Annotated in this window: 21 protein-coding genes and 3 pseudogenes; 1 reads left to right on the top strand and 23 read right to left on the bottom strand. The window is 43.5% G+C overall.

What is annotated here, in order from left to right; translation table 11 throughout:
- Positions 1 to 37: 37 nt before the first annotated feature.
- The 21 genes and pseudogenes from G519_RS0102585 to G519_RS41460 form a co-directional block, all read right to left on the bottom strand.
- Positions 38 to 1015: a glycoside hydrolase family 43 protein gene (locus G519_RS0102585; protein ID WP_029193342.1), complete on the bottom strand. Its 978-nt coding sequence runs from the start codon at positions 1013 to 1015 to the stop codon at positions 38 to 40.
- A 185-nt stretch (positions 1016 to 1200) separates the two neighbouring features.
- Entirely contained in the window at positions 1201 to 1374 is a 174-nt protein-coding gene (locus tag G519_RS51895; RefSeq protein WP_084159987.1) for an alcohol dehydrogenase catalytic domain-containing protein, read from the bottom strand.
- A gap of 142 nt (positions 1375 to 1516) precedes the next feature.
- A complete protein-coding gene (locus tag G519_RS53435; protein ID WP_409371979.1) occupies positions 1517 to 1636 on the bottom strand; it encodes a glycoside hydrolase family 2 TIM barrel-domain containing protein in 120 nt (39 codons plus the stop codon).
- Between the two features lie 403 nt (positions 1637 to 2039).
- Positions 2040 to 2234, bottom strand: a complete 195-nt coding sequence (locus G519_RS53430; protein WP_029193340.1) for a helix-turn-helix domain-containing protein — start codon at positions 2232 to 2234, stop codon at positions 2040 to 2042.
- Positions 2231 to 2950 (bottom strand): response regulator, encoded by a 720-nt coding sequence (locus G519_RS0102565; RefSeq protein ID WP_029193339.1) that lies wholly within the window; start codon positions 2948 to 2950, stop codon positions 2231 to 2233. The genes G519_RS53430 and G519_RS0102565 overlap by 4 nt, the downstream gene beginning before the upstream one ends.
- Positions 2951 to 3363: 413 nt before the next feature.
- Positions 3364 to 4833, bottom strand: coding sequence for a sucrose phosphorylase (gtfA, locus tag G519_RS0102560; RefSeq protein WP_029193338.1), 1470 nt, complete (start codon positions 4831 to 4833; stop codon positions 3364 to 3366).
- Between the two features lie 11 nt (positions 4834 to 4844).
- Entirely contained in the window at positions 4845 to 5801 is a 957-nt protein-coding gene (locus tag G519_RS0102555) for a carbohydrate kinase family protein (protein ID WP_029193337.1), read from the bottom strand.
- A 20-nt stretch (positions 5802 to 5821) separates the two neighbouring features.
- Complete coding sequence (locus tag G519_RS0102550; protein WP_029193336.1) at positions 5822 to 6613, bottom strand: alpha/beta hydrolase; 792 nt, start codon at positions 6611 to 6613, stop codon at positions 5822 to 5824.
- Between the two features lie 45 nt (positions 6614 to 6658).
- Complete coding sequence (locus G519_RS0102545; RefSeq protein WP_029193335.1) at positions 6659 to 7465, bottom strand: Nif3-like dinuclear metal center hexameric protein; 807 nt, start codon at positions 7463 to 7465, stop codon at positions 6659 to 6661.
- A gap of 30 nt (positions 7466 to 7495) precedes the next feature.
- Positions 7496 to 8392 (bottom strand): carbohydrate ABC transporter permease, encoded by an 897-nt coding sequence (locus tag G519_RS0102540; protein ID WP_029193334.1) that lies wholly within the window; start codon positions 8390 to 8392, stop codon positions 7496 to 7498.
- A gap of 12 nt (positions 8393 to 8404) precedes the next feature.
- A complete protein-coding gene (locus G519_RS0102535; RefSeq protein ID WP_036631859.1) occupies positions 8405 to 9334 on the bottom strand; it encodes an ABC transporter permease in 930 nt (309 codons plus the stop codon).
- A gap of 51 nt (positions 9335 to 9385) precedes the next feature.
- Positions 9386 to 10945 carry an ABC transporter substrate-binding protein gene (locus tag G519_RS0102530; RefSeq protein ID WP_029193332.1) on the bottom strand — a complete coding sequence of 520 codons (1560 nt, stop codon included), beginning with the start codon at positions 10943 to 10945 and terminating at the stop codon, positions 9386 to 9388.
- A 148-nt stretch (positions 10946 to 11093) separates the two neighbouring features.
- Positions 11094 to 12683, bottom strand: a complete 1590-nt coding sequence (locus G519_RS0102525; RefSeq protein ID WP_029193331.1) for a response regulator transcription factor — start codon at positions 12681 to 12683, stop codon at positions 11094 to 11096.
- A gap of 11 nt (positions 12684 to 12694) precedes the next feature.
- Complete coding sequence (locus G519_RS0102520; protein ID WP_051253017.1) at positions 12695 to 14416, bottom strand: sensor histidine kinase; 1722 nt, start codon at positions 14414 to 14416, stop codon at positions 12695 to 12697.
- A gap of 185 nt (positions 14417 to 14601) precedes the next feature.
- Complete coding sequence (locus G519_RS0102515; protein ID WP_029193329.1) at positions 14602 to 15534, bottom strand: alpha/beta hydrolase; 933 nt, start codon at positions 15532 to 15534, stop codon at positions 14602 to 14604.
- Between the two features lie 20 nt (positions 15535 to 15554).
- Complete coding sequence (locus tag G519_RS0102510) at positions 15555 to 16544, bottom strand: LacI family DNA-binding transcriptional regulator (protein ID WP_029193328.1); 990 nt, start codon at positions 16542 to 16544, stop codon at positions 15555 to 15557.
- Between the two features lie 85 nt (positions 16545 to 16629).
- Positions 16630 to 17454 carry a carbohydrate ABC transporter permease gene (locus G519_RS0102505; protein ID WP_029193327.1) on the bottom strand — a complete coding sequence of 275 codons (825 nt, stop codon included), beginning with the start codon at positions 17452 to 17454 and terminating at the stop codon, positions 16630 to 16632.
- Positions 17454 to 18335 carry a carbohydrate ABC transporter permease gene (locus G519_RS0102500; protein ID WP_029193326.1) on the bottom strand — a complete coding sequence of 294 codons (882 nt, stop codon included), beginning with the start codon at positions 18333 to 18335 and terminating at the stop codon, positions 17454 to 17456. Before G519_RS0102500 ends, G519_RS0102505 begins: the two co-directional genes overlap by 1 nt.
- Positions 18336 to 18374: 39 nt before the next feature.
- On the bottom strand, positions 18375 to 19706 hold the full coding sequence (locus G519_RS0102495) for an ABC transporter substrate-binding protein (protein ID WP_029193325.1): 1332 nt from the start codon (positions 19704 to 19706) through the stop codon (positions 18375 to 18377).
- A gap of 175 nt (positions 19707 to 19881) precedes the next feature.
- Positions 19882 to 20535 (bottom strand): annotated as a pseudogene (locus G519_RS41465) (ABC transporter ATP-binding protein).
- Between the two features lie 59 nt (positions 20536 to 20594).
- A pseudogene (locus tag G519_RS41460) lies at positions 20595 to 20924 on the bottom strand (sigma-70 family RNA polymerase sigma factor); the annotation flags it as partial.
- A 521-nt stretch (positions 20925 to 21445) separates the two neighbouring features.
- On the opposite strand from G519_RS41460, the pseudogene G519_RS41455 reads away from it, so the two are divergent.
- Positions 21446 to 22165, top strand: a pseudogene (locus G519_RS41455) (IS6 family transposase).
- A gap of 256 nt (positions 22166 to 22421) precedes the next feature.
- Here G519_RS41455 and G519_RS0102475 read toward each other — a convergent pair.
- A complete protein-coding gene (locus G519_RS0102475; RefSeq protein ID WP_036631857.1) occupies positions 22422 to 23762 on the bottom strand; it encodes a glycoside hydrolase in 1341 nt (446 codons plus the stop codon).
- 132 nt (positions 23763 to 23894) lie between these two features.
- A complete protein-coding gene (locus G519_RS0102470) occupies positions 23895 to 24983 on the bottom strand; it encodes a response regulator transcription factor (protein ID WP_029193323.1) in 1089 nt (362 codons plus the stop codon).
- Positions 24984 to 24995: the final 12 nt, after the last annotated feature.

Below are 24995 nucleotides of genomic sequence, written 5' to 3'. Positions count from 1 at the left end.
CCGCAGTTTTTAAGGGCCAAGGCCAAATTTTTTTTCATTAATAAGGATCAATCGTCCGAATCGTTCCATCTTCGTTATAGTGTAACTCCGTATATTTGACGCAACGCTTGTGGTTAACGCCTTCGGACAAAGAACTATCGTGGTAAAATAAGTACCATTTGTCTTCGCACTGGATAATGGAGTGATGAGTTGTCCAGCCGATAACCGGAGTTAAGATCGTGCCCTTGAAGGTATACGGTCCCAACGGATTCCGGCTGACGGCGTATACCAATTTATGGGTGGTGCCCGTGGAGTAGGACAAGTAGTACCAGCCGTTATATTTGTGTACCCACGGTCCTTCAAAATAGCGCCTATCCTCGTCTCCAGCGAGAATCGGGCTGCCGTTTTCGTCAACGATCGAAATTTCTAGCGGAGCGGTTTGAAATGACAGCATGTCCTCGCTCAGCAGAGCGACCCGAGGACCTATAGCAGGCGCCTCCACCGCCGGCCCCACCGCTTCCGGCTCGAAAGTACTGGTCTGCCATTTTTCCAATTGGCCGCCCCAAAGACCGCCGAAATATATGTAAGCCCGATTGTCGTCATCAACAAGCACGGCTGGGTCGATACTGAAGCTTCCCTCGATATAAGACGGTTGAGGAAGAAAAGGACCGGCAGGCGACGTGCTGGTCGCCACACCGATTCGAAAAATCCCATCATGATCCCGGGCAGGAAAATACAAGAAATAGGTTCCGGCCTTAAAAGCAGCATCAGGAGCCCAGAGTTGTTTGGAAGCCCAGGGAATATCTTTCAGATGAAGGACTTGACCATGATCGATAACGGGGGACTCGAAGCCATCCATGGATAGAACATGATAGTCTTCCATTGCATATTGATCCCCATTGTCATTATCAGCGCCGTCATGATCGAGATCGTGTGACGGGTAGATGAAAATTTTCCCCTCAAATACGTGCGCCGAAGGATCGGCAGTGAAGATATGGGTGACAAGCGGGTGATGAGGTTTCGGTAAATTGTGCATACTTGCGCTCCTCTATTTTATTTATTATGGTTGTTCATTTACTTTTCATTGCGGTTAATGTAAGCGGCATGGATACCCACAACTTCTTTTTCGTGACCTCCCCCCATTTTTGCTTCTCCTTATAGATTTGATTTTCTCTTACACCTTTATTATGAGACCTTGTATGCGATTACAAAATAAATAGATTAAAGATCTATCCCCCCATAAATACAGAAAGATACGGGATAACGTTCTCCGACGGCAAGCCCTTCAACGTTATTGCCGATATGTTCAATTACACCTGACAGTTCATGCCCCAAGATTCGCGGATAATGGAAGGGGAAGGATAGGTATGATTTCGAAGCGAACCATCGACCCATCGAGATCTGAAAGCAAGCTTATTACAGCACAAAACCCCACTCTCATACTAAAAAAGAATGGGGTTCTATTTCGTCTAAATGCTCACAAAGGTTTTATGAAAAAAGCATACTGGTAAACATTTGGAGTAATTACAAAGCCGCCTTAGAACCGGGGATAGCGATCTACCATATCCCAGAACTTATAGAAATTCCCTGTGCTGTTGCTCTTCGCGTAAGCATACTCGCACATAACCATGGGGCGCAAGTCACCGGTATTTGCCATCTCTTCCTCCACCCACGATAGTGCCGGATACATCGGTGTACGAATATCAGTAATGAGTGAGCTAGGGTCACCGCTTTCATGACGATGAGCCGATGGCATTGGAAAACGTTGCGGATCTCATAGTTTGGCAAGAACATGGATTTGAGGTTGTGATTCAGCTTATTTGAGAATGTTTGCAAGAGTTCGTCATTCACAATATTCCCGGCATATTTTTCTATATCGTCTACCAATTGATTCATTTGATTCACGGTCTGCTGTAAATAGATATCGTTATCGTGAATCGTTTGATTTTCCAGTATGAAAAAAAAACGCCAATACGCCAACAAACTGCTAAGCGTTAACGATACGATGACGATCAGAACTACGCTTCCCAGTATTTTGTTCTTGATGCTGCGGTTCATGCTTACCCTCCAACTCGGTCTTTGTATTCACTCGGATAAGTGCCGGTCATTTTTTTAAACACTTGGCTGAAATATTGGCTCGTTTGGTATCCGACTAAAGTGGATATTTCGTAAATTTTCAACTCATCCTTCTTCAAAAGCTCCTTAGCCTTTTCAATTCTGAATTCCGTGATAAAGTCGGATAACGTCTTATTCATTTCTTTTTTGAATGTTTTTCTAAGATGGATGCTGCATACCCTTCATTCCCATCTTCAACTGCCTCAAACCAGCGGGACTCCCCCTCATCTTGCATCATGGAAGTCACAAGTTGCCAAACCTGCTCAGGCTGCTGGATCTGCCCGCAGCGTTTTCCCCCATTCAAGAGATAGGTCGGCCCCACTTCAAAATAAAATAAGGCAGAACTTCCCTGTAGGACTTGGTTTACTTCACGGGCAGCTGGAGAATTCGAATCGTGAGGCTCCGCGAGCCATTTTCCATGAAGTACATCTAACAACAACTGCTTCTTAACGTTTTTCCAGATGGCTTGTTCATCGGTCAAAGATTGCTTGATCGCGAGCAATTGGTTCAAAAGCCGATTTTGACTGATCTCATGCTTTAATACATTGTGAGCTGCTTTTAATTCTAAGGCTTGTCTTACGTAATCGAAATCACGATAAGCCGTTAAGAAGACTATGCGTGTTCCCGGCTCTGTTTCCAAAATGCGCTTGCTGAGCTCCAAACCGTCTATATGAGGCATGGAAATATCAGAGATTACGATTTTCGGTCTTTTCTTTTCAAACCATTCCCATGCTTTCCGAGGATCCGTCGTTTGTATGACAACTTCAAAGCCGTGTTCGTGCCAATCTATGATATCAGCGACATTTTCCAAGGCCATCGGCTCATCGTCAACCAACATAACACTGATGAGTTCCACTTGTTATGCATCCCCTCTCAAATAGAGACTACTATATAATCGAAAAAAGCATTCCTCTTATTAGAAGAACACTTATAACTACGCGCTAGATGTGTATGACAGTAGAAATAAAAGAAGAACAATACCATTTATCGATCTTTTTGTATAATAATCGATGGTTATCACATTACCCTTTATTCAACATGCGGGCCAAATTTCGACAGATAAAGAAAGGGCAATATCTTTGATCTGTTTTAATAGTTGCACCAAAATCCGTTTTCCTGCCAATCTTGCTTATAACCGCCGGGAAAGCGGAGGGCTGTTCTCGAACTGGATAACCTGATCTAGCCCCAGCTTACTTCATCCTGTAAATCTGCATTTCAGAGAAAAGAGGCGTATACCTGTTTAGTATGCGCCTCCGCTTCTACCTTGAATTATACGGCATATAGAGTTAATTCACCGTTCTCGCCGATGTATTCAATCATTGTCTTGCAAGTTTGCAGATCAATAAAAAGCCGGCACTCCTTATCGTCCATGCGCCAAGCCAACCGAACTTCGTCTTGCGCCGAAGGAATAACAACAAACTCACCGCCAAAAGCGTCATAATCATTTCTGAATCGAATGAGCGTAATCAATCTTTGGACAACTTCCTTCTCCAACGACTGTTCAATTTCATCAAGGCTGAAGTTATGCCGGTTGATTTCTCTTCCTTCACCGGTCCTCATTACGCTCTCAAGATCGTTTTCTCCAGCCAGCAGCCCGACATAGTAGACCTGAGGTATTCCCGGCACAAAGAATTGGATAGCTCTTGCCGCTAAATAGGCATCGTCGTCACATCCGAGAACGGAGTAAAAAGAACATCTGATTTGATGAACATCGAAACCATCTTCAGCCTTATGCTGATCGGATACAATAAGACTAAGATTTGATCCTCTTTCCAAGCATAGATCCACCAATTTTCTTGCTTCTTTCGTATTAATCAAATCGTCCATGTCCGGTTTTACAGGTATACCATCGTGACAGTCAAGCATAGTAAACTGTTTATCAGGACGAGTCTTCAAATACTGATAGAGACGCTCGTTAGATTTATGTACCAAAGTATCGAGTACCGTATATGGCAGTATAAAATCGTAAATCCAGCAGCCATGTTCAGCAAGCTTGTACTGAATGGTGTAATGAGCGTGAACCTCAGGCAGCAATTCAATGTCCAGCGCTTTCGCAACTGCCATCATCCAATCAAGAAATTCGTAGATGTCCGGCTCGACAAAAAAACAGCTTGTTCCCAGCTTCTTTATCATGTATCCGACTGCATCCAAGCGAACGATCTTGACATTCTGCTGCTTGAAATTATTGAAAATATCGACCAGCAACTGCTTTACACCATATGACCGGATATCCAGATCAATCTGTTCGGATGGATCCTGCTTGCCGAATGTCGTCCACACCTTCTCTTCCTCACCGGTTTCTTCAATGGTAAAAGTAGAATAAGGAACCGGTCTGCGCAGAAGCATGTTGTCAATATCTTCTTGAACCGGCTTGCCATCCTCCCATATTTTATCCAAGGTTAGAAAGAAGTCGGCATATTCCGATTGACGCCCCTTTCTGAGGAAATCCCGGAAATATTCGGACTGCCTTGAAATATGGTTAACCATCACATCGACTAATATATCGAACCGTTCTCCAATGGCTCTAATATCGTCCCATGTACCGAAGCTCGGCTCAATTTCCAGGTAGGTGAGTGGAGCAAAACCTCTATCTCCTGAAGAGGGAAAAGGAGGCAATATATGAACGCCGCCCTTAAACACATCGGAAAAATGTTGAAAAAGCACCTGTTTCAATGCCTTCAAATCACCTCCCAAGGAATCGGGATATGTGATCAGCTGCACTTGATTTTTTACTGGCATAAAATAATCCCCTATAGTCCATATTTTTCTTTGATAAACTCCAGATGCGGTAATTCCACGATGGCTCCGGTGTACTTTAATTTATAGGCACTGACGGCAAATCCCAAGGAAAGAGCTTGTTTCAACGGATACCCTTTGACGATTGCCGCATAAAATCCTGACCAAAATGCATCTCCGGCTCCCGTAGTATCAACAACCTGAGTAGCTTGAGAGTTGAATGCAAGCGTCTCTTTTCCATTTGAAACGAGGGCGCCATCCTTCCCTAATGTCAAAATAACCAGCTTTGCACCCAGTTCTAAGAAATAATCGAGATAACGCTCAGGTTCGGCTTTCCCAAACAATCTCTCCGCATCATCCTCTGAAGGCTTGACAATATCCACTTTACCGAAGATAGATTTTACATAGTCAATCCCATTCTCGCCCTTTTGCCATATCATCGGATGATAGTTCGGGTCGAAACCGATCAAACCTCCGTGCTTTCTAACCGTATCCATCACACTTTCGATCGTATCGCGGGACGGAACCCTCGATATAGGCCAACAGGAGAAATGAACGATTTTGGAGTTGATTATGGCTTCCTCCAGCCCGGATGTATAAGCTAGTTGATAATCCGCCCCCCGATAAAATATCGGAATCGGCGTAGCTACACTCTTGGTGACGACAACCATACTCGTTGAATCATCGACACGCTGAATGAGATCCGTAGCGATACCCGCTTGCTGTAGTTGATCGACGAGAAATCTGCCCAACCCGTCATCTCCGACTGCAGAAGCTACAAGAGGGGTGATCCCTAATTTTTTTACATTTAATGCAATATTGGAAGGAGAACCCCCAAACAACTTTTGGTACGTATCACATTTATCGCTACCGTCATATTCCGTTGTCATCATATCGATCAGAAGCTCGCCAACAGTCAAAACATCGTGCTTCTTATCGCTTAACGGTATGTTAGCCTCGAATTCAAACACGTTTGCCATCTCCTGATTCTTTATTGAATCGCCCACAATAAAGCTTTTTCAATGTATTCATTCCAAAAATCCCAGGTATGTCCCCCCTGGCTTTCCACATATCTATGCTCAACCTGTTCCGAAACTAAGAAATCGTGGAATCTTTGATTGACGTCCAACAAGAAATCTTCGGTACCGCAAGCCATGTAGGTCGCCGGAATTGCCGACTTCTTCTCTTTCAAGCCCAGGACCAGAGCCTCCGGGTCTTTATCGCTTCCTTGAAGCTGATCCAAGTCGCCGAATACTCTCGTAAAATATTTATAGTCCGCTATGCAGTCCGTATAATCGCTACTTGCGTTAGCAATCTTATAGGTAATAATGGCCGAAGACAAAGCGATAATCCGGCTAAAATGCTCTGCATATTTGAAGCCGTTCCGAATGGCTCCATACCCGCCCATGGATAAACCGCCGATAAAGGTATCTTCTCTTTGATCGGATAACGGGAACATTTTCCGTGTAAACTCAACCAATTCTTTTCCAACGTATTCTCCGTATAATGACCCTTTATCAACATCATCCACATAAAAGTGGTTCTCTCCGGCCGGCATAAAAACCGCAATACGATGTTTGTCGGATAACTCCCGAATTCTCGAGAAGCTGATCCAATCCGAATGGCTGCCTGAGTATCCGTTCAACAAATAGATCGCTTTAAGCGGCTTCTTCTCCGCCTTCGGCATCCCTGGAAATTCAAAATCATCCAACGGAACAAGTGCATTGAACGTGACTTCTCTCCGTAGAGCCTTTGAGTAAAAATTAACCTGCAGTGTCGCCATGGTATCCATTCACCTTTTCTCTCATTTCAGGACTATGCCCTCGTCTTACAAATAAAGAAACGGCTCCTTCGCATCGACAAAAGTAACCGGGAGTCCATGGACCAACGGCTTCAGCCATTCGGCCATAAACTTCATTCCCCATTCCTCGCTCCGCTCATGACCTACGACGATCATAGCTTTACGAAGCCCGAGCATACGTGCATCGTTGACATAAGCGCAAAGCGTCCATTCTACGATTTCACCGCATACGATGACATCCAGGTCCTTATTGCGCATCAGTTCTATCGGCATTTGCTCTCTGCCAAGACCTAAACTGCCTCCGCCTACCAAAATTCCAACTCTGGAACACTTCATCTCGGGATCGCCTACGATCTGCAGGACATTCATTCCCAATTTGTCTTTAAAAAAGCCGGCCAATTCTTTCAAAGTGACCTCATCAATTTGGTAGGTGTGAGGCGGATGCTTTTCCAGCAATTTGTCTTCCCATCCGATCTCCTTAAGCAGTCCATCGTATATTCGGTCAGTCTTGGCCATATGCATGTAATCATGATAGCGCCAGACAGCAATCCGGTGATGTTCTAATAATTTTCGTTTTACTATATATACAGGATCGTCCTGAAGCCAGTCCGTTTCGTCTATCCCCGTATAATAGGTAGGCTCGTGCGTGATAATCATATTGGCACCGCAAGCGATAGCCTGATGAATCACATCGATAGTTGCCATAAACGTCGTTACAATACCGGTTACCTCTGTATACGGATTGCCGGACACGAGTACATCTCCTGTTTTTTCCAGCCTGAAAGTGCCGCAAGAATCCGAAATCACCGCATCAATGACCTGTTGAACATTCATGCCATACCCCTCCTTCGTTTCATAAAGTGATTAACCTTTTACTGCACCGACAACGACGCCCTTCGTGAGATATTTCTGCAGAAAAGGAAGTACGATCAAGATTGGCACGATCCCGATAATCCCCATAGCCATCCGCACCGCTGTGGTCGGAAGCTCGGCTGCACCGGCTCCCAGCAAGCTGCTTGCCTGGCTCGATTTTAAAAATTGAATATTATTCATCAGACGGATCAATAAATTCTGAATACCGTAATATTGAGGCTTCGTGACGAAGTATAAGGCATTAATCCAATCGTTCCAGTAGGCAAGTCCCGTAAACAAACCGACCGTTGCCATAACCGGAACCGAAAGCGGCAGCATAATGCTGTAGAACGTTCTTATTTCGCTAGCTCCGTCAATTTGAGCCGATTCGATAAGCGCGGCAGGCACATTATGCTTATAGAAATTCCTTACCAGCAGAACATTGAATCCATTCATGAGCAAATTCGGCACGATCAATGCGGCTAACGTATCCTTAATCGCAAACACTTTGGTCCACATCATGTAGGAAGGAACGATGCCTCCGTTAAATAACATGGTGAAAAATACGAGAAATGCAAGGACATTATGATACTTGAAATCTCTCCGCGACATTGGATAGGCAAGCATGGCCGTAATGGCAAGGCTGATGACGGTGCCGACAACAGTCACAAAAATCGAGACTCCGTATGCTCTCACAAAGGTCGACATATTACTGAACAAGTATACGTAGGCATCGATGCTCATTTTATTTGGGAAATAGCTATATCCGCCTCTTATTAGCGTCTTTTCATCGGTAAACGATGCTAGCAGCATCAATATAAAAGGTAAAAAAGCAAAAACGGTCACCAAGGTCATTGCTGCTGCAGAGAATATCGTAAATGCCCGTTCTCCTCTTGATTGTAAACTCATGATGGATCCCCCCTAAAACAGTGCATTGTCGGAATTTACTTTCCTTACAATACCATTGGCTGCAATGACAAGAATAAGGCCTACCAATGACTGATACAGACCAGCCGCCGCCGACATGCCAATATCATTAACCTGCATGAGAGCACGATATACATAAGTATCAATGGTTTGTGTCGTGCTGTATAAAGCACCCGCATTCAAAGGTACTTGATAAAAGAGTCCGAAATCGGAATTGAATATTCTTCCTACAGACATTAAACCTAGTAAGATAATAGTTGGCGTCAGCAAAGGCAAGGTAATCATAAAAATTTGTCTAAGTTTGCCTACGCCGTCAATTTTGGCGGCTTCATAAATGCTCTTATCGATTCCCGCAATAAATCCGAAGTATACGATGGAGCCGTATCCCGCCGTCTTCCAAAGCTGTATGATAACAAGAATGAAGGGCCAGTATTTAGGCTCCGAATACCAATTAATAGCCGGTATGCCAAGCGGCTCCAGAATCGAATGGTTGATAAACCCGCTATCGGCATTCAAGTAAGCAAATACGAGAAAAGATACGACGACCATCGATACCAGATTCGGAAGAACTAACCCTGACTGGAAATACTTCGAGTAAAACTTATTCAACAGCTCTGCCATCAGAATCGCGATGAATATAGAAACAATAGTGCCGAGAATGATAAATGCGACATTGTATAGAATCGTATTTCTTGTCATAATCCACGCATCGGAAGTCCGGAATAAAAACTCGAAGTTTTTCAACCCGACCCAGTCGCTTCGGAATATGCCTTTGGCAAAATCAACATCTTTAAAGGCGATAAATACCCCGAACATCGGAATGTAATTATTGATCAACAAATATAGTAAACCGGGAGCCGCAATTAGTAAAAGCGGCAACGTATTGCTAACTTTTTTCCTGTATGTTTTTATTGGATTCTCCATGCCACTCCCCCCTTAAGGAAGACAGAATGGAGCAGTTTCCGGCTCCATTCCTCACCATTTTTTATTTTTTTGCTCAGCAATCCATTTGTCCAGTTGCTCCTGCTTTTTCTGAATGATGGTTTGCGCCCCTGCATCATTCAATGCTTTTACAAATTTAGGAATGGTTGTTTCCGGATCCAATACACCAGTGATCAAACCAGGAATGTATTGATTAACCACATTGTTTACTGCGCTTAACTCCGTTTTTACGGAAGATTGGTCGAAGATGAATCCAAAGTATGGCGACCTCTTCGTTTCTTTGTTCTCTTTCAGTTTAAATTCGGTATCCTTCCAATCCGCGCCTTCGAGCAGATATTGAAGCGACTCGGAGCCGAGAATACCGGAGGATAGCTGCGCAGTATACGGTACGCTTGCAGCATCCTTACCATCCGGATATTTAACGTGATGATCGTCCACTTTGACATAGTCCCGACCTTCGACTCCATAGAGCATCGTATTTAACAGATCTTTATCCGTATAAGTCAAGTTCAAAACTTTCATGCCAGCATCAGGTACTTTGGTTGTACTCGACATCATCCACACAACGAAATCCACAGCTTGTGTATCAAAATAGAACGGAGCAATTCGTTTCATGGCGATATTCTTACCGGTCTGTGCGCTTACTGCTTTGCCGGCTTCCAAACCGCTATAACCGCCTAGCGTGGAGAATCCGCGCCCCGACGAAACTAAATCGGCATAATTGGTTGACGTTGTAGCCGCATCTTTTTGCAAATAGCCTTTATTGTACCAATCTCTCATCATGTTAACGCCATTTTTGAAAACATCCGTCTCATAAAGATTGACTACCTTATTATTATTTCCGACAACGACACCGACCCCTGACTCATCGGTTAACAGATCTATGTCGCTTGTTCCTCTTAACAGTCTAACCAGATTCGTATCGCTTGGATTGACATTAATCGGCGCAAAAGGCACCACATCCGGGTACTTTTTCTTTACAGCATCGAATATTTTCGGTAAATCATTGACTGACTTAACATCGTCTGCACTAAAACCAGAATCTTTCAACATATCGGCGTTATATACGAAGTTTAGCGGAACCGACATTCCTTTATTGGCGGGGATGCCATAAATATGCCCGTTCATCGTTGTCGCTTTCAGCAGGCCCTCACCGAAGTCTTTATCCAGAATCGCTTTTGTTTCCTGACCGTATTTACTGATTAAATCCTCCAGCGGATACAGCTGTTTTTTAGCAGCATAACTCGGGAATTGACCTGGGCTGGTGAATAAATCCAGTTGCTCGCCGCTTTGTAGCGCCAAATTTACTTTTTGCGCGTAGTCTGCAGGTCCATACACTTTAAAGTCTACTTGCACATTAATCTTCTTTGTTGTAATTTTGTTGATCGCTTCATTTATGCTGCTCATATCATCGGGAATTTTATTGAATGATGGCAAGGCGATGACAACCTTTTCCATCTTGCTGCTGGTCCCGTCCGACTTAGAACCGGTTGATTCGGCCGATTTATCAGTCCCGGTCGAGCAAGCTGTCAGGACAGTGCCGAACAATGCTACAGACATGACTGATGCTAAAATACCCCTTGTCCTATTCATATCTTGAAGCCTCCTGAAGTAGTTTCTGTTTCTGAATACAATTTCAGTTTAATCCTTATCGATATATTTATCTTTAAAAAATCAGCGCTTTTTTTGTGAAAATCAGTGATGTCGGAAAAAGAAAAAGGCCCTTTCGGCCTTCTTTGCATTATTGTTTATGTTTGGCTCTAAATGCATTCGGAGTCTCACCCGTTATTTTTTTGAAAACCGTTGAGAAATAAGAGATGCTGTCAAAACCAATCTCGACGGCAATCGTTCCGATGCTCTCGTTTCCTTGAATGAGCCGTTCTTTTGCAATAAGAATACGATACTCATTCAGGTAATCCTTCATCGATAATCCTGTCTTGTTTTTAAACATTTTCGCCATATAATCGGGTGACAAATAGACGCTGGCCGCAACATCCTCGCGACTCAGTTCCTGATGGTAATGACTGTGGATAAACGTTTTCACCTTCTCCACAACACTTTCGGACTGCTTCACTTCTCTTAAATAATCGATTGTTCTATTGGTTACGAAAGCAGCCCATTTCATCATGTCCATGACACTATGTTCGGATTTCTGCAACAAGATTCCGGAGAAGTTATCGGAAAACAACTTATGTGCATGTATTTTATTTTTGTACAGTATCGAATAAACAAGCTGCATAAAGTCCTGTTTGATGGAATGCATGATGCCTGCGTCAAGTTTATTGCTTTTGGTGAGCGATTCGAGATCTTTTTTTAGCTTGTTCACGATTTGTACTTTTTCGCCTTCGATAAACAATGACTCGAATCCGTTCACATCAAGCGTATAGGAATCATTCGTTTCATAATCAAAGTGGTCTTCCTGGTAATGAACATTACCTTTATAAATAATGTTATTCCTGTCCATGACCTCCAAGATAGTTTTCGTTGCATGCAATACGTCAATCGGTACTTTCTTGCTTATATAACAGGTCGCAGTACACTGAAAATACTCCCGGCAATAACGGATTTGCTGACGGCATCTCGTTGTAATCTCTTCCAGCGGACTACTTCCACTGATGATCGTCGCCATATAGTAACGATCGTCTTGCTGATAATTGATAACATGACTGAGATGCAGATTGTCCAGCATCGTTTCTGAAGTCAGGTTGGAGAATGCATAGATGAAGGTGCTTTCATTCCAGTTATCCTCAATATCCGATTTGCCGATGCTCGTTAGCACTAGAAAGTAACCATGTTCCAACTCCAGAGGTAAGTCTCTCTTTCGAATTTCCCCATGAATCAAGTCTAAACGAGGGGAAATCTGAGCAAATAAAATATCCCTCCAAAAGCTTTGCTCGACAAACGATTTATTTTTTAACCAACTGGCACCGAATTGGCTGTATGCTTGCAGCCGATTTTTCACCCTCAGCGTATTTACAGTTTTGGCGAGAGCCGCTTCGACCTTACTTTTGTCAAAAGGCTTGATTAAGTAAGCGTCCGTATTGTAAGAAATCGCCGTCGACGCGAATTCAAAATTTTCATGACAAGTAAAGAAAATAAATGCACAGTCATGATGGTTATCCCGCACCCATTTGATCATGTCCAATCCAGAACCCTTGGGCATTTCGATATCACAAATGATGATATCCGGTTTACCTTCTTCAATAAGAAGTTTGGCATCCGCAATATTATACGCCGTTATTACGGATCCAATCCCCAATGAACTCCAGTTGATGAAGTCACGCATGACCTCAATAGTAGGAATATCATCATCAATCATGAGACACTTCAATACGTTCCCTCCTAAGTCTGATCCATGGATGTCTGAATAGGAATCAAAATTTCCACCCTTGCCCCGGACGGTTCATTTTTGGAAATATTCAACAAATTATCCCTTTTATAAAGTAGACTCAGCGTTTTTTTGATATTGGAAATGCCGATTCTTTGCCCTGTTTCATTGACACGTGTACCGGCGGCATTCACTTCTTCTATGATTTCATCAGGAAACCCTTCCCCATTATCTTCTAAGGTAATTTTAATAAAGTCCTCGTGATGATAAGAATACGTTTCCACTTTAATAAATATCGACAAAATATCTCCGTAAACTAACGCATGCTTAAAAATATTTTCAATAAAGGTTTGTATCAGAAATTGCGGCAGTATATGCTGTTCCAAATTGGGTTCGATATCGATCATATGGAAAATGTGATTGGGGAATTTGATCTCTTGCATGTGAATGTAATTGATCACGTGATCGATTTCTTCCCTTACCGTTACGTTTACCAAGCCTCCCTTGAACATATATCTGAGATGCTCCGACAAGTAGTTGATCAGTTTCCTGATTTCTTCGTTTTTATTTTGATACGTAAGGCTCGAGACTGTCGTAATGGCATTCAGGAAAAAATGGGGCTTTATTTGCATTTGAAGATACTTGAGCTCGGCTTTGTTTCGTTCCAGCTTCTCTTCATAGGAATAGATCTTTAACTGTTTGATTTCTTTCGTCATCGACGTAAATGAATGAAAGAGCTTGGCGAACTCGATGGACGCTTTATGCAGCGGCAGTTGGTAGTCCCAGTTTCCCTTCTCCAGCTCTTTCGTCGCTTTGACAAGTTCAAGAACAGGCTTAATCATTTCGCGTGACAGCGAAGTTAATACAGCAGGCACGATAACTAAAGAAACGACTCCAAGAGAAATAATCACCCACTGGATAAAATCCAAACCCGATAAAACGCTCTTCCGTTCAATTAGATTCGAAATTTTCCCGATCTCCGGAATGTCCTCTGAAATGATAAAATATTTGCCATCATCGAGCTTGTACGAAGTTTTACCGGTATCCGGCAGCGGGCTCAAATGATTAAGGAATGGATCGGTCGCAGAAAGCAACTTTCCGTTTTTATCGGTCAAACCATAATGGTTTTGGGAATCCGACGTTTTTTTCACAACATTCATCAAGGTGTCTGCTTTTACAGCTGCGCCAATCATGATGTCCGACACCTTGAAGCTTTTTATTTCATAACTTATTCCATTCACTTGAATCGAGGACCATTCTCTTCCGATCATCGTATTCCCCGCGAATTGTTCACTCTTTAAATAATCGGATAATGTTTGATTTTCATTAGAAAGTATGTTTTTGCCGAACTGAATCAAAAAGAGATGTTCACTGGGCTCCAAAATAAATAACGCATCTATGCTTTCGTTATTTGACACTTTCGAGAGCAATGCATTTTTTAATCGCAAGGCATCGAAGTATTTGTTGCTCTCATCTTTTTTCGGATACACAACGACATCGTCGATATGATTTTCAAATACTTCGTTTAGATCTTTGGAGACGCTGTTTAAACGATTTTGGATATTCGTAATGTGAATCCCCATGGTGTATTTGGAGTTATTCACGATATTCGTTTCGACCACATTGAAGGAATATACATTGCTGATGATCAGAACCGCGACAAGTATGGCCAATATCAATGTAATTTGAAGTGAAAATTTGTAAACGAACGAAACCGGCTTTGTACTCTTAAACATGTCACCCTTCCTCATTAAAAGAACATTTTTCGATTCCATTATATGATGTTTCAAAACATAATGCGAAAATAAATGAAAAGAGGCATAAGCCTCCCTTCACCGATAAAACCTATAAAAATCATGATACAGCTTTAATAAATACCTTCGAAAGCATACTAACCGGTTGACACAATTTCAAATAAAAATCAACGCTGAAAAGCTCTTGCCAAAGCATTCGCATAGCCGTTCCGGGTACGTTGGCTGACTTCCGCTTCGGGTACAACGTGTTCGAAGGCATGATAACATCCGGGATATAAATGAAATTCCACGTCGACGCCGGCTTGGGCAAGCCGTGCAACATACTCAATTGTCTCGTCGCGGAACGGGTCAAGCTGGCCTACACATGTATATGTGGGAGGAAGACCGGTCAGGTCCTTCGCTCTAATTGGCGCCGCATACGGAGAAATGTCGCCATCGGCATGTTCGCCAAGGTACATCTTCCAAGCCGCCAGATTGTTGGCCCTGTTCCAAACGGCAGGATCCGTAATTTCATGGCTAGAAGGCGTAACATTACGATCGTCGATCATCGGGTATAACGGCATTTGGAAACAGATAGGAGGTCCTCCCTTATCGCGAGCCATCAGCGCCAATGCTGCGGTCAACCCTCCGCCCGCGCTTCCTCCCCCAATCGCAATCCTCGACAAATCGATATTCCATTCCTCCGCGGCACTAATTATCCACTTCAAAGCAGCGTAGCAGTCTTCAATTGCCGCCGGAAACGGGTGTTCAGGGGCAAGCCGGTAATCGGGGGAAATGACAATACAGTCGGCAGCCTTAACAAAACTTTCACAGAGACTTTGTTCACCGTTAGGGTGGCCTAACACATATCCTCCGCCATGAATCCAAAGTAAAACAGGCAGGTTCGTCTCATCCCTCTGAACCGGTTCGAATATTTTGATCAGCATCTCTTGATTGCCCGCACCGGTAATTTTACGATCGATGATTCGAACAATTTCAGACTTCAACGCTTGAGGTAAAGGGCTTTGCCTTACAATTGCCAAATCATCTGGAAGCCGAAAAAGCGGGAGGGACGTCAAAGATTCCCTAATTTCCGGTAACACTCTGTTCTTAAAGTCCATTCTACAAGCCTCCACTATTCTTACGTAGTACTTCGTTCAATTAATGTAACCGGTAAAGAATTGACCATCGGAACCTCCTCCCCTTCAATTTGTTTTGCAATTAATTCGATCGTTAACTCGCTCATCTTTTGAATAGGCTGCCTAATGGTTGTAAGACGCGGCACCACTAAAGATGCGATCTTCACATCATCATAACCGATGATTTTCATGTCTTCCGGAATTCTCTTGTTTAATTGATAACAGGCTTGCATAACCATAGTTGCGATCACATCGCTGCTGGCAAAAACGCCGTCTACTTCCGGATACTCCAGAAGGAAACGAACAATTGTATCCTCACTTGCCCCAGTATCTAGATCGTGTACCTCTAAATTCAAGTGAACATATTCAACCCCTGCATGTTGCAGTTCCTCAGCAAACCCTTGTAACCTTCCTCCAGCAAGCAGACCATGATGATGCGGCCCGCCAACTCCACCTTGAATATATGCCAGCTTTCGACAACCTTTGCCCACAAGTAACAGCGCTGCAAGTTTGCCGCCCATCAGATTATCGGAATTAACAACAGGAATCGTATCATCTACGACTCGATCGAAAGCTACAATAGGAAGGTTCAGATTCCGATAATGTTCGACATCCAAAACCATGCTGCCCATAATGATGGCGTCCACTTGATTCTTTTTCAGCATGTCGATGTATTTGCGTTCTTTCGTTACATCTCGATTCGAATTGCACAATAGAATTTTATACCCGCTTTGGTCAGCATAATATTCAAGATAGTGAGCTAATTCACTAAAAAAAGGATGAGAAACTGTAGGAATAATGAGGCCGATCATATTCGATTTTTTTCTGAACAAAGAACGAGCCATTTCATTGGGATGATAATTTAGCTCCTTCATAACCTGATATACCTTATCCCGTGTCGTCTGGCTGATATATCCCCGGTTATTGAGCACGCGGGACACCGTAGTAACAGAAACCCCGGCTTTTTCTGCTACATCATCAATTTTAGGCATGGTTTGACCACCTGACTTTTTTAAAGCCATTATACGCTTAATTTGCAATTTTTTCAGCCGAACTCCGTTCCATATTACAGGACCTCTATTTCAAGGCTCCTTCCGTTATCCCTTTGATGATTTGGTTTTGAACAAAAAGATATAAAACTAACACAGGAATAACCGTCATGATTAATCCTGCCATCAAGGGTGCGTAATCAACAGAGTAAGATGAGAAGAAAGTAAACGTAGAAAGAGGCAATGTCCTTTGTTCCGGCGACAGTAAGACCAAACTGGGCAATAAATAATCATTCCAGATCCAGAGTACATCCAATACGATGAGCGTTACGAAAACCGGTTTCAATAGGGGCAGTACAATCTGGAAAAAAGTTCGCAGCCTCGAGCTGCCCTCTATAAAAGCCGATTCTTCCAATTCGTAAGGAATCCCTTTGATAAACCCATGGAAAGTAAACACGCCGAAGGGAACGCCAAACCCCAAATATAAAAACAGCAACGTACTCTTCATATTTAGCAGATCCAGCTTTCCGTACAGCATGACCAAAGGAATCATGATGACCTGGAACGGAAGCGCCATGGAGCCAAGCATCATGAAAAATAGCACAGTATTCAGCTTCCATTTATATCGAACAAACAAATACCCGGTCATTGACGAGAAAATAACAATAATGAAAACTGCAGCAACTGTAATCAACAAAGAGTTGGAAAGTCCTTGCATGAATTTCATGTTGGTAAATGCAGCGGTGTAGTTCTCGAAATGAACACTGCTGGGAATAGCTAATGGATTTTCGGTGAATTGCTGCGTTTTTTTGAAAGAGTTCATGACGACCAGCAAAAAAGGAATTAAGAATACAAATAAAATTACATACAGAATTACGGCTTTGATTCTTGATATGGACTGTCGAAAAGCCATCACGATTCGACCTCCAATTTTTTAAGTAAGTAAGATTGAGTAAGCGCAACCAAGGCTACGACAGCAAATAAGACAACTGCTTCCGCCTGTCCGACTCCATATTGATTGGACAAGAAAGCTTTTTGAACGATATGATAGGAAGCTAATTCGGTGGAATGAAAAGGTCCGCCTTTCGTTAGGGCAAGGTTGATATCGTAAGTTAAAAATGAGCGAGAGATGGAAATAAAAATACAGATGACGATAGCTGGGATCGAAAGCGGCAATATGATTCTGCGAAGTCTTGCATAACCGTTCGCCCCGTCTATGCTCGCAGCTTCCAACACATCATTAGGAACACCTGAGAATCCGGCAATATAAATGATCATGAGATAGCCGACTAATTGCCAAGCTGTTGCGATGACGAGTGCCCAAAATGCGGTATCCGTATCCGTTAACCACGACGATTTAAACAATGCCCAGCCGTATTTATTCCCTATATAGGGCATGATCTGCGAGAATAGCGTCTGCCACAAATACCCTAACACGATTCCGCCGATTAAGTTTGGAGTGAAAAAGCCCGTTCGAAGCCATTTCTCTCCTTTAACCCCGCTGGTCAACGCCAGTGCTATAAAGAAAGCCATCGCATTGGAGATCAGTACCGTAAAAAATACATATTTAACGGTAAACCACAATTGGGTAAAAAAAACTTTATCATGGAATACTTTGGTATAATTTGATAAGCCGACAAATGATATGTCGGCCGTTCGAACATCCCAATTCGTAAACGTCAAATATAACCCAACCAGGAACGGAATCAAAACAACAGCAGCAAATGCCAGTACGGAAGGAGCCCCAAAAAGAAGAAAAGTTCCCGTATTTCTTAAATAAATCTTACTCCTCATAGTACCGCACCCTTTACAACCAGTTTTTAACCTTAATCCCTATTTCCCGGCATTCGATTTCCAATAATCCTGAACCTCTGTCGTGAAAGCCTTTCGGTCAGTTTTTCCTACCATATATTTTTGCATGGAAGCTCCTGTCTTGGACCAATAGTCTTGCGGGAAATAATTAATGACTCCGATATTAAGGAACTTCCCTTGATCGACATATTTCGCAATGGCATCGGAAATCACATTTGTGCCTTTTGCCTTTACATCCTTATAAGGCAAGGAGAGGCCCATTTTGGTCACAATCGCACTTTGCCCCTGCTCGCTTGTAACCATCCATTCGACGAATGCTCTAGCCGCTGCCTGCTGCTCCGGAGTAGATCCGGATTTATCGATAGCGAACAACTTCGGTTCCGTGTAGGCTACTTGAGCATTGCCGTAATCAGCCGGATTGTTGCTAATCGGTACCGGAATGATTCCAAATTCTTTATCCCTTCCTTCAAGCGTGCCAATGACAGACCAAGTCCAGTCTCCCATAAAATAGAATGCCGCATTGCCTTTTGCGAAATCAGTGCTGTCTTTATTGTAATCTGCGACAAGAGGATCACTTTTTCTGGCATTGTATTTCTTCAATAAGTCAAATGTATCCATCAGACCGTTGAATGGCTGATTGTCAGCCAAATTCGCCTTGCCATTTTTCAAATCCTCTACAAACTTGCGGTTCTCTTCCACTTTTGGCGATTGCAAAGAATAGGTCAATCCCAGATAGTGCGCGCCTAAGGACCAATCCGCCCCGTGAATCATCACAGGCGCCTTGCCGGCAGCTTCGATTTTTTTGAACAATGCTTCCAAATCGTTACGGGTTTTGATGGAAGCCGGATCGAAAGCCCCCCCGATCGATTCCTCAACTACCCGTTTGTTATATAACAAGCCATAGCCTTGAGCAGTCCATGGAATGCCAAGGAATTTTCCGTCCAGCAAAGCGCCGTCAACCGCCCCAGGCTTCGTTAGTTTTTCATACTTCGCCTTCTCCGTCTCTAAGTCCATGAACTTATCTTTATATTGGAGAATCGTTCCCGGGTCAAGATTGGCTATTGTGGCCGGATTGCCGGATGCCAACAGGGATTGAAATTTCTCTAACTGCGCTCCTCCGATTGGGGTCGGAATCAATTCAATGGTTACGTTAGGATTCTGCTCGTGATAAGTTTTAAAAAGATTCTCGAACACGTTATTTACTTCAGCTGAAGTATTAAAGAAAGTAAGCTTGACTCCCTTTGCTTGTTGGGTGGCTCCTGGCGAGGAGCTTGGGGCATTGTTTTGGGAACATGCCACCAATGAGGAAAGCAATACAATCGAACAAATTCCCGTAGTGGTGATACTTTTCATCTTTTTCAAACCCTTTTCCCCCTTACAAGTCTGTTTTGAATGCGCTATCAAATTTATGTTAACCGGTTTCCACACCTTATGTCAACCGGTTGACATAAATTTTATATTCATTTGGCTCAGCATACAAACAAAATAAACCGGCACCCCCAAACTCGGAGTCCCGGTCTTATAAACACTAAACAACTTCATTCAACCGCCCATCCCGAAACCGCACAATCCGCTTCGCCTGCTGCGCAATCAATAAGTCATGTGTAATCATTTAATCTCTTTAAAATGTTTAAAATCTCCACACCAGTCTTCGAATCTAACGCTCCCGTAGGTGTTCATCCGCCAAAATGATGGCTGGATCTCCTGCCAACGTTCGAGCAATAGCAACACGTTGCTGCTGCCCGCCAGATAACTCTGATGGAAAATGCTTCTTACGATCCAGCAAGTCCACCGAATCTAGTGCATGCAAAATGAGCGGCTCTCTTTCCTTTTTGCTCATCCCCCGATAGATCAAAGGCAACTCCACATTCTCATAGGCACTTAATCTCGGCAGCAAGTTGAAGCTTTGAAAAACAAAGCCAATCTTCTGGTTGCGAATCTCAGCGAGCCCAGAATCCTTAAGCACGTTTATTGCTTGACCATCTAGGTCATAAATACCTTTATCTACTATATCCAAACACCCGATAATGTTCATCAGCGTGGATTTGCCGGAACCTGACGGTCCCATGATTGCCACGAACTCACCATGATCAATATCTAAAGAGACATTATCTAACGCTTTAATTGTTTCCTCGCCCATCGTATAGTATTTACTGGCATTCTCGATATGGATTAACGTCATAACCTTCACCTCCATTACTTGCACTAAGTCCAAATAAATGAAGTATACGATTCGTAATCTTACCGCTTCGCCTTATAAAATTCATGATACAGCTTCATCAGCGCCCGCTTCTCAATCCGCGACACATAGGAGCGGCTAATGCCTAGCTCCTTCGCAATCTCCCGCTGCGTCCGCTCTTCCCCGCCTAACTCCAACCCAAACCGCCCGACGACGACTTCCTTCTCGCGATCATCCAAAATCTCTAAGTTACGATAGATTTTGCTCTTCTCTATCTTGAGCTGCACCTTATCCACTACGTCATCCGCTTCCGTACCGAGAATGTCGATGAGCGTAATTTCATTCCCCTCTTTGTCCGTTCCGATGGGATCATGCAAGGATACATCCTTGCGCATGAAAGTTGTTTGAGATAATCTTCTACTTTACCACATACTTTGAAATTCCAACATACATCTGCTCGTTGGTAAACCTGTTTTTTAGAAGCAAACAGTCATCTTCCTCCATACACTTGATATTATTCATCAATAATGATACGAAGGTTGCTGTTGATCTTAAAACACTTCTCTTTGATCGTGATATGAGTCCTATCCTTAAAATCTATGACACCTAGAGGTAATAGATCGGAAATTCGTAACCCCCTGTTAATGCCTAGTGTGAAAAGAAATTCGTCACGAACGGACTGGTGGCGTAGATGTTCTTTGATTTATTCAATCTTGTTTTGTCACGAATCGGCTGGGCTACATTCAAGTGAATCTCTCCTATCCCATACAGCAAAAAAAGTATAATTGTGTGGTCAGGGTTTAAGTTAAACATAGATAGTGGCAAGTCGGACATACCAGGGGTGGGTAGTTAAAATAGGGTTGTGGTGCAAAGCTTTAATTCGTGATAACGTAACTGAAATTGAAGTCATGGGATGGAGAAACTTACTTTGGAAACGCAATTAGATTTATTTAATTGGAAGCATTATGAATCAACAATTATTTTACTAACCGTGGGATGGTATTTGAAATATAGTTTAAGCTATAGAGATATCGTAGAAATGATGGGTGAGCGAGGATTAAAGATTTCTCATACGACTATTATGAGATGGGTCCATGAGTTCGGACCAGAAATTGATAAACGAATCCGCCCCTATTTGAAACCTACAAACGATTCAAGGAGAACGGACGAAACGTACATCAAAGTCAAAGGTCAATGGAAGTATTTATATAGGGCTGTTGATTCTATGGGGAAAACAATTGATTTTATGTTATCTGAAAATCGAGATGTGGCGGCAGCCAAGCGCTTTTTTTAAAAGGCTTGGTCCTCCCCACATAATCAAAACCCACGTGTTATCACTTTGGATAAAAACCCAGCGTACCCACCAGTCATACAAGAATTAATGAGCGAGAAATCCATGCCAAAAGAAACCTTGATTAGACAGACTAAGTATCTGAACAATATCGTGGAGCAAGATCATAGATTTATAAAGCAAATTACAAAACAGATGCTTGGGTTCAAAACGTTCCAAACTGCAGATCAGACGTTAAAGGGAATCGAAGCTATGCATATGATAAAAAAAGGGTAGGTCGAAACTTCGTCTGTCCTTACTGCTGTTGAATGGATCAACAAATTATTTAGGTTAGTGGTATAGCCAATTTACAATATGTCGGGTAGTATCTTTTTATTTAATTCTTGCACCATAACCCTAAAAGAAAACGCCTATCCTTGTTAGGGATAGACGCCATTACCTAAAGTATAAGTTGCACATCGTCACACATCTCATGAATGCTGTAGCTGTTAATGATCGCCTCCGCAAAGGCCATCGTCTCACACCATTTCTTCACTAAAGTCTACCATTCTAGTAGAAAGATGCCCCAAACTAGCAGCCAATAAACAATGCTGCGCCCTTAATACTCCACATAGCTCGTCACAGAATTGCCAGGCAGTGTGACGGTGATTGCACCACTAGTTACAGGGACGTCCGTTAACTTGGTCAGTTCCTCAGTCGCGCTTGTTCGTCTTGCGGACACATTAGCCATGGTCAGGCCGCTGATGGTTGTTGTGATCGCTGAGGAGCTATTGTTTATTATCACGACGGATGCTCTGCCTGTGCCATTCTTCCCTCCGATGGCAACGAGGTTGCTATCGTTTGTAGCTGCGAGGATGCGGATATCATCCGGCCGCAAGTAACGGCTGAATTGACCCATAACGTAAAGCCTTTTATTTACGGTATACGTATTATTAGCTCCTAAATTGATGAGTCCCTCTCCTGTACCACTCGAAGCAGGATTCACAGCCCACCAGTAGAGCCAGCCCCTCTCGCCGCGCTTCAAATCGGCAGCTATCATATTCGCCCATTTCAATCCATCCGTGATAGATGGATCGTTAGCATTCTGGAAATCACTAACCTCCGTAGCGATCAGCGGCTTTCCGAAATGGTTCACATCTGTATACGTGCTGTAATCATGCACCGAGACAAAATCCAGTTTATCCCGGGTCGTTGTACTAAAATTGACCATGTAGTTGTTCGAAGCTGTTCGATTGGAGCCCTCTGGCGCCCCAACCAACACGCCCTGATTCAAGCTGTGAACGGCATCAGCCACCTTCGCCGAGACTTGATCCAATTCACTAGTCGTATATTGCGCGGACGCATAAGGCGTAGATAAATCCGGTTCATTTTGCACACTAACCCATTTGATATTAAATCCGAACACATTTCGATAATGATCTACATACGTTTTCATGTAATTGGCGAAATTGTCGTATTGCGAGGTGCTCAAATGCCCCCCATTGTTGGGAGAACCATTCGTTTTCATCCAGCCAGGAGGACTCCAAGGCACCGCATAGAACTGGTTCATTCCGCGATTCTCCGCCTCTTGGGCGAACCATCGTTGATGCAGATCCGTGTTCCAATCCACAACACCAGAGGAAGGCATGAAAGTCGTTTGCACAGCATCCTGCGCAGCCGTATACGGGTTAATCTCCATCCTGACGATTGATAAACCCGCATTCGAGGCATCCGTTCGGAACAGTGTATCGAGAATTTGTCCTTGTGTGGCGGCGTTGAAATTCGTTTTCAACTCATTCACCGGGTGATTGGCTGCCGCCCCGAATCCCCAAATCGTCTGATACGTCGTGTCCTTGTACAGAGTCACCGTGCTTGCTGCCAAAGCCGGGGGAGCTACGCTCACCAACATTGAAATTGCCAATCCAATTACACCATAAACCTTCCTTCTTTGTGAAATCATCCTGCATGCACCTCTTTTTCTCAAATTGGCCTGTTCTGACCTCCCTCTAAGATAGACCGAAAACGCTTCCAAAACACTGAGGTAAAAAGGTTATTTACTGCACGAATGCGACGAAAATGCCCCCACCGTGCCTTAATTACCTCCAAACCGATCCTTATACTCCATAGGGTTCAAGCCATGATACTGTTTGAAAATACGCGAGAAATGAATGCTGTTCTCATACCCGACCTGAAGGGCAATTTCGTAGCTTTTCAAAGAAGAAGTGAGCAGTAAGTCCCTTGCTTTTCGCATTCTAACGTTGACGCAATACGTCCAGATCGTCATCCCTGCCTGCTCTTTAAAAAGCTTCGCTAAATACGAACGGCTCATCGCTACGTGGTCCGCTAACTCCTGCAGCCCCCAGCTCTCCGCGTAATGCACCTCGATATACCGTTTGACTTGGTCGACAACGCTCTCCTTCTGAAGGTTCTTCGCCTTTCGTGCGCGATCCATCAGGATATTCGCTGCCTGCTCCAGCCGCCTTACCGCACATAAACGGAAATACTGCCGTACATCGGAGTACTTCAGACTATGCTCGCCAAGCTCGAAGTCCTCACCTTCCTCGTAGTTCACGTGGATGTCCTGCTTCTTTAGCTCTTCGATGACAAGCGAAGTCCACGCCATAGACAGCTCGTTTAGAATTTCATAGCGACCGGCAACCCACATTTCCAGCATCGCTAGTGTATCTACGATTAACAGCGGCTGACCATGCAAATAAACGGACAATACCATCTCCAACCAGCGGTCCAGCATTGGCTTATACACGGGCAGCTTGTGCAGCAAAAGCTGATTAGCCTCATTGCGGCGAGAACTGCGAATTCTGCTGCAAGCCTTTTGCACAGCCTCCTGAAGAAGAGTGCTATCCATCGGCTTCAGCACATAATCAATGGCACCCAGTTCTATACTTTTTTTGGCATAATGAAAATCATCATAGCTTGAAATCACAATACAGATCATCCACGGATAGAGCTCATTGATCTCTTTCATTAATTGCAAGCCGTCAACCAGGGGCATCCGAACATCTGTCATGCAAATATCCGCATAATGATCCTTGAGCCAATCCAGCGCTTTCCGACCATTGGGAAGAGTCGCCGATACCGTGATCGCATCCATTTCAGATACTTGAATAGCAAGACTCTCTCGAATTAAATCCTCATCATCTACGATCATAAGTCTATTCATCTGTCTGCGATC

Source organism: Paenibacillus alginolyticus DSM 5050 = NBRC 15375, assembly GCF_000422905.1.
Classification (GTDB): Bacteria; Bacillota; Bacilli; order Paenibacillales; family NBRC-103111; genus Paenibacillus_E; species Paenibacillus_E alginolyticus.
The sequence above is the reverse complement of the archived record's forward strand: the minus strand, read 5'-3'. Positions and strand labels throughout refer to the sequence as shown.